2 protein-coding genes and 4 pseudogenes are annotated in these 3,787 nt (G+C 54.1%); 3 read left to right on the top strand and 3 right to left on the bottom strand.

The genetic code is table 11. From position 1 onward, the window contains the following. Both ACMWKK_RS25945 and ACMWKK_RS25940 read left to right on the top strand, forming a co-directional pair. Nucleotides 1-65 (top strand): hypothetical protein (locus ACMWKK_RS25945; RefSeq protein ID WP_224236997.1); only part of this gene is annotated, 65 nt, incomplete at its 5' end. A 56-nt stretch (nt 66-121) separates the two neighbouring features. Beyond that, nucleotides 122-406, top strand: a pseudogene (locus ACMWKK_RS25940) (copper-binding protein); the annotation flags it as partial. Between the two features lie 199 nt (nt 407-605). Here ACMWKK_RS25940 and tnpC read toward each other — a convergent pair. The 3 genes and pseudogenes from tnpC to ACMWKK_RS25925 all read right to left on the bottom strand — a co-directional run. Beyond that, nucleotides 606-2,198 (bottom strand): annotated as a pseudogene (gene tnpC, locus ACMWKK_RS25935) (IS66 family transposase). Between the two features lie 30 nt (nt 2,199-2,228). Further along, on the bottom strand, nt 2,229-2,579 hold the full coding sequence (gene tnpB, locus ACMWKK_RS25930; protein WP_016151369.1) for an IS66 family insertion sequence element accessory protein TnpB: 351 nt from the start codon (nt 2,577-2,579) through the stop codon (nt 2,229-2,231). Further along, nucleotides 2,576-2,896, bottom strand: a pseudogene (locus ACMWKK_RS25925) (IS66 family insertion sequence element accessory protein TnpB); the annotation flags it as partial. The gene tnpB and the pseudogene ACMWKK_RS25925, both read right to left, overlap by 4 nt. 81 nt (nt 2,897-2,977) lie before the next feature. On the opposite strand from ACMWKK_RS25925, the pseudogene ACMWKK_RS25920 reads away from it, so the two are divergent. Beyond that, nucleotides 2,978-3,666, top strand: a pseudogene (locus ACMWKK_RS25920) (IS3-like element ISEc52 family transposase); the annotation flags it as partial. Nucleotides 3,667-3,787: the final 121 nt, after the last annotated feature.

Genomic DNA, 3,787 nt, shown 5'->3' with positions numbered 1-3,787 from the left:
CCCTGGTACGAGCGCTGAACAAAATGACGAAAGCAGGTATGCCTGAAAGCGTGCGTATTGCCTGAAAACACAACCCGCTACGGGGGAGACTTACCCGAAATCTGATTTATTCAACAAAGCCGGGGAGAGCATGAAAATGATGGATATGAGCGGTCACGATCAGGCCGCAATGTCCCATGAAATGATGCAAAACGGCAATTCTGCTGCCCATCAGGACATGGCTGAAATGCATAAAAAAATGATGAAATCCAAACCTGAGAACACCCAAGAAACTGCTAAGCCATTTTCCGAAATGAACGAGCATGAGAAAGCCGCTGTTGTGCATGAGAAGGCGAATAATGGTCTATCTTCCGTTATTCATCAGCAGCAGGCTGAAAAGCATCGCAGCCAGATCACCCAGAATTAACCCGCAGCTCCACTTGTCAGACCCTCATTTGACGCCGAAGTCACTGGCTTACGCTCCCGTCCGGGAGCGTTTTTTTCCCATATATCAAACTTTAACTCTGAAGAGGTGGAAGTATCTGACCAACACTGTCACGTAACGCCAGATAACTACAAAAACACCTCAGGTGAACGTAAGCGTTAAGTGAGCGCCGTATTGACGGCTATTTATTGGTGAGATCTACGTTCCATGGCAGCAGTTCGGCCACTTTGTTGATGGGCCACTCCGGCAATACGCTCAGGATATGGCGAAGGTAACCCTCTGGATCGATACCGTTCAGCCTGCACGTTCCGATCAGACCATACAGCAGGGCACCACGTTCACCACCATGATCACTGCCGAAGAAGATGTAGTTTTTCTTGCCCAGACAGACCGCTCGTAGCGCGCGCTCAGCAGCGTTATTATCCGGCTCTGCCAGACCATCATCGCAGTAGTAACACAGGGCATCCCACTGGTTCAGTGCATAAGCGAACGCCTCGCCTAACCGGGATTTTTTCGACAGAGTGGCACTTTTCTCCACCAACCAGTCATGCAGGGATATCAGCAACGGTTAACTTCGGGACCGTCTGGCGGCCAGCCGCTGAGATGCCGGAAGGCCGCGTATTTCCTCTTCTATCGCGTATAACTCACTGATGCGCTTCAGAGCCTCCTCTGCTGTGGCCGTCCGGGTGCTGATATAGACGTCATGGATTTTGCGCCGCGCATGAGCCCAGCATGCCGCTTCTGTCAACGGGCCACCTTCACGCTCTGCGCTGAACAACCTGTCGTACCCTGCGAAGGCATCTGCCTGCAGCACGCCATGATAGTGCCGAAGATGTTGCTGAGGGTGTTTCCCCTGTCGGTCCGGTGAGAAGGCGAACCATGCCGCTGGCGGATCTGATGAACCCGCGCTTCTGTTATCACGGACATATGTCCAGATACGCCCGGTTTTCGTCTTCTTTCTGCCCGGCGCCAGCACGGGCACCGGAGTGTCATCCGTATGCAGTTTGCGGCAGTCCATCACGTAGTGGTAGAGGGCTTCATCCAGCGGGGCCATTAACCGGCAGCACGCATCCACCCAGTTGGAGAGCAGCGCACGACTCAGATCCACACCCTGACGGGCAAAGATTTCGCACTGGCGATACAGCGGCAGGTGTTCACAGTATTTGGCCGTTAACACGCGGGCCAGCAGACCCGGCCCGGCGATGCCCCGGTCGATAGGACGTGAGGGCGCTGGCGCTTCAACGACGCAGTCGCATCGGGTACAGGCCTTTTTCACCCTGACCGTGCGGATCACTTTCAGGGCGCTGGAGACCAGCTCCAGTTGCTCCGCGCTGACTTCGCTGAGATAGGCCATATCACTACCGCAACCAGGACAGCTGGTTTCAGCTGGCTCCAGTCTGTTTATTTCGCGGGGAAGATGTTCCGGTAACGGGCGACGATGACGGGACTGGCGCAACTGACGCGGAACCTGCTGATCATTGTCCCGGCCGTTGTAACGATCGCTTTGCTGCTCCTGCTGTTTCAGCAGGGCTTCGGCTTCTTCGACCTGCCGGCGTAGCTTTTCTGAACGGGTACCGAACAGCATTCGGCGCAGTTTTTCTATCTGAGCCCGCAGATGTTCTATTTCACGCTCTTCGTTCTCTATTTTCTCTTCTGCGCGGGCCAGCGCTGAACGCAGGAACGACTCAGTCTCAGCAACGAGACTGAGCTGGCTGTCTTTCTGGCGAAGCGCGTCTTCCAGCGCAGCGATACGGGCGAGATAGTCCTGACTCATGACCCCATTTATAATGCGGTCATGCGCTTTTTACAACATCGTCAGTGAGTTAAGGCGTGCAGTTTTAGGTTTCCGCCAGTCCAGCTTATCGAGGAGCATGGCGAGTTGTGAGCGGGTGATGGCGATTTTGCCGTCGCGTACAGCAGGCCAGACGAACTGTCCCTCTTCCAGACGTTTGGTAAACAGACACAGACCGTCAGCATCAGCCCAGAGGATCCTCACGGTGTCACCTTTACGACCACGGAAGATAAACAGGTGGCCGGAGAACGGATTGTCATCAAGAACATGCTGGACCAGTTCGCCCAGACCATTGAAGGACTTACGCATATCGGTGACCCCGGCAACCAGCCAGATACGAGTGCCTGACGGTAAGGGTATCATCGGCTCCTCCCGCTCAGCTCGCGGATCAGCGTTTTCAGAAGTGCAGGTGATAAATCCCCGGACAGACGCAGGCTGGCACCGCCGACAGTCACCTCGCATGTCATGGCCTCGCGGCAGGCTGGAGCGGCGGGTTCATAGTGCGGCTCAGCATGGTGTGACAGGACCATATCAGGCAGGACAACGGGGATAACAGAGTCTTGCTCTCTGATTGACCGTTGTATTTCATCGGGCAGAAGATGTCTGTAACGCTGGCGCCAGGTAAACAGCAGATTGTCATTAATTCCATTATCCCGCGCCAACCGGGCAACACAGGCTCCAGGCTGATATGAAGTGGTTTACTGAATTTGGCCACCTGAACAGAGGTGATATGCTCACCTCAGAACAACACAGGTGTCATAATGAAAAAAAGAAATTTCAGCGCAGAGTTTAAACGCGAATCCGCTCAACTGGTCGTTGACCAGAACTACACCGTGGCAGATGCAGCCAGCGCTATGGATGTCGGCCTTTCCACAATGACGCGATGGGTGAAACAATTACGTGATGAACGGCAGGGCAAAACACCAAAAGCCTCCCCCATTACCCCGGAACAAATTGAAATCCGTGAGCTCAGGAAAAAGCTACAACGTATTGAAATGGAAAATGAAATATTAAAAAAGGCTACCGCGCTCTTGATGTCAGACTCCCTGAACAGTTCTCGATAATCGGGAAACTCAGGGCGCGTTATCCTGTGGCCACTCTCTGCCATGTGTTCGGGGTTCATCGCAGCAGCTACAAATACTGGAAAAACCGTCCTGAAAAGCCAGACGGCAGACGGGCTGTATTACGCAGTCAGGTACTTGAACTGCATGGCATCAGCCACGGCTCTGCCGGAGCAAGAAGCATCGCCACAATGGCAACCCAGAGAGGTTACCAGATGGGGCGCTGGCTTGCTGGCAGACTCATGAAAGAGCTGGGGCTGGTCAGTTGCCAGCAGCCGACTCACCGGTATAAGCGTGGCGGTCATGAGCACGTTGCTATCCCGAATCATCTTGAGCGACAGTTCGCCGTAACGGAACCAAATCAGGTGTGGTGCGGTGATGTGACCTATAGTGTGCCCGGAGTTCAGGGCGGGCATGGATGCTTAAATGAACCGCGAGTCTGTCTGGAATATTGAACCGGTAACTCACGATGAGAAACCCAACAATCCCACCGGGTGTGACGGTGGAGAA

This window comes from Enterobacter sp. 01-M-03-SI-ECC, assembly GCF_047530215.1.
In the GTDB taxonomy this organism is placed as follows: domain Bacteria; phylum Pseudomonadota; class Gammaproteobacteria; order Enterobacterales; family Enterobacteriaceae; genus Enterobacter; species Enterobacter chengduensis.
The sequence above is the reverse complement of the archived record's forward strand: the minus strand, read 5'-3'. Positions and strand labels throughout refer to the sequence as shown.

Bases quoted from the DNA above. Each gene is read 5' to 3' on its own strand.
- tnpB (WP_016151369.1), bottom strand. From the start codon at position 2,579: ATGATACCCTTACCGTCAGGCACTCGTATCTGGCTGGTTGCCGGGGTC.